We start from the raw sequence: 2,200 nt of genomic DNA, 5'->3' as shown, positions 1-2,200 counted from the left end.
GCGCCGACCGCGCCGACCCCGAGGAGGTGGCGGCGGGTGGTGCCCTGAATCTCCTGCTGGGCCTCCTGCTCACGCATCGCGGGTCACCTCCAGCCGGAACGGCAGTGTGGCCGGCCGGGCCTCGCCGGCGTCCTCGAACTCGACCCACAGGTCGTCGTCCGGGGGCGCCAGGTAGTCGACCCAGCTGGTGCGGGTCGACCGTGGCGCGAGCGCTCCAGGGTCGTGCTGCCAGGCGAAGGGGGTGACGGTCGGTCCGTCAGTGGCCACGCGGAGCCGGAACTGGCCCAATGAGGCGAGGAGGGGGTGAGCGGTGCCGTTGTGCACCTCGACCCTGACCCTGACCAGGTCGGGCCACCCGTGGTCGTCCTCGTGGTTCGCTCCGTCGTCCAGATCGGCGACGGAGTGGCTGGTCGGAGTCCCGTCGCCGTTCCGCGGCCGGCGTACGGCGTCGAGCACGGCGACGCTGCCGAAGGAGGTGGCGCGTCCCCTGCCCCGGGTGACGCGATCATCGTCGGGCGAGGTGGCACGCAGCAGCACGGCACTCGCCACCGCCAGTCCCCCGGCGGAAGCCAGGGTCAGCAGGTTTCTCCGGTCGAGCTCGGGCATCACGACCCCCTCCGTCTGTTCGTGGCGCTGGTCGTCTCCGGTCTCCTCCCAGGACCGGTGCGGCGAGCGTCCTCGCCCCGCATCAACAAGACGTGAAAGTCCGCGTCTGCGGCTGAGCGTGCGGCCGCGGCGTCAGGACGCCGCATGAGTAAGTTGGCCGCGTGACTTCCCGAGCACCTCAGCCCCGACCCACGGTCGCGTCGATCCCCGCCTACGTCGCCGGCAAGCCGCCCGCCCCGCGTCCGGGGCAGCAGGTCTACAAGCTGTCCTCCAACGAGAACCCGCACGCGCCGCTGCCCGGCGTGATCGAGGCGGCCCAGGCAGCGGTCGCGCAGATGAACCGCTACCCCGACATGGGCAACACCGCGCTGTACGACGCGCTGGCCGACCGGCTCGGCGTACCGCAGTCGCGGCTGGCCGCGGGGACGGGCTCGGTGGCGCTGATCTACCACCTGCTCACCGCCTACTGCGAGCCGGGCGACGAGGTCGTCTACGCGTGGCGCTCGTTCGAGGCCTACCCGATCGCGGTCTCCGCAGCAGGCGCCACGTCGGTCCGGGTGCCCGTGACGGCGACCGGTGAGCACGACCTCGATGCGATGGCGTCGAGGGTCAGTGAGCGCACCAAGGTCGTCATCCTGTGCAGCCCCAACAACCCGACGGGAACGTCCATCCCGGACGCGGAGGTGCGCGACTTCCTCGACCAGGTCCCCGACGACGTGCTCGTGGTCGTCGACGAGGCCTACCGCGAGTTCGTCCGGTCCACCGACCCGATCGACGGCATCGCGCTGCAGCGCGACCACGCCAACGTGGCGGTGATGCGCACCTTCGCCAAGGCCTACGGGCTCGCCGGTCTGCGCGTCGGCTACATGGTCGCCGACGAGACGGTGGCCGCCGCCGTACGCGCCGTGGCGCTGCCGTTCGGGGTCAACAGCGTCGCCCAGGCCGCGGCCGTCGCCAGCCTCGCCGCCGAGGTCGAGCTGCTCGAGCGCGTCGAGTCGATCGTGGCCGAGCGAACCCGGGTGACCGAGGGCCTCGCCCAGCAGGGCTGGGAGATTCCCGACGCGCAGGGCAACTTCTGCTGGCTGCCGTTGGGGGAGCGCGCCGGGGACTTCGCGGCGGTCGCCGAGGTGGCAGGTCTCACGGTCCGCCCGTTCGCCGGGGACGGGGTCCGGGTGACCGTCGGCGAGCCGGAGGCGAACGACCGGCTGCTCGAGGTCACGGCGGCTTTCATCACCGGCGTCTGAAGTCGCGGCCCGTAAAGGACGGAACGCGCTTTCCCCCGTCATGCAAGGGGATTCCGTCCCATAACAACCTAACGCCGGACGATTCGGACATGCGCGGACTAGCCCAGTCGCGGCCTTGGTCCCTTGTGTGTTGCCTTGTCTGCTTGGTGCTGTCGATGCTGCATGACGTCGGACTCGGGGCCGGGCCTTGAGTTGTCGGCAAGGCTCGCGGCGGACCCACCGCCACTGATCCCGAGCCGACCTGATCCGTGGGGGATTTGGTCATGGCTTCGACGCTGCACAGGTACCGCGCGCGCAAAAACTTCTTCACCCGGCTCCGACGGCTCGCGCCCTGGCGCGGCCGCACTCGG

General features: G+C 71.2%; 2 protein-coding genes. One reads left to right on the top strand and one right to left on the bottom strand.

Going from position 1 to position 2,200, the window contains the following annotated elements:
• Positions 1 to 69 precede the first annotated feature (69 nt).
• A complete protein-coding gene (locus tag VFH10_RS13570; RefSeq protein WP_325129428.1) occupies positions 70 to 606 on the bottom strand; it encodes a hypothetical protein in 537 nt (178 codons plus the stop codon).
• Positions 607 to 767: 161 nt separating this feature from the next.
• On the opposite strand from VFH10_RS13570, the gene hisC reads away from it, so the two are divergent.
• A complete protein-coding gene (gene hisC / locus VFH10_RS13565) occupies positions 768 to 1,850 on the top strand; it encodes a histidinol-phosphate transaminase (RefSeq protein WP_325129426.1) in 1,083 nt (360 codons plus the stop codon).
• The last annotated feature ends 350 nt before the right edge of the window (positions 1,851 to 2,200 follow it).

The sequence above is a fragment of the Nocardioides sp. genome, assembly GCF_035697785.1.
Taxonomy (GTDB): domain Bacteria; phylum Actinomycetota; class Actinomycetes; order Propionibacteriales; family Nocardioidaceae; genus Nocardioides_B.
Note: the sequence above shows the minus strand (reverse complement) of the source record. Positions and strands in the feature narration are given on the sequence as shown.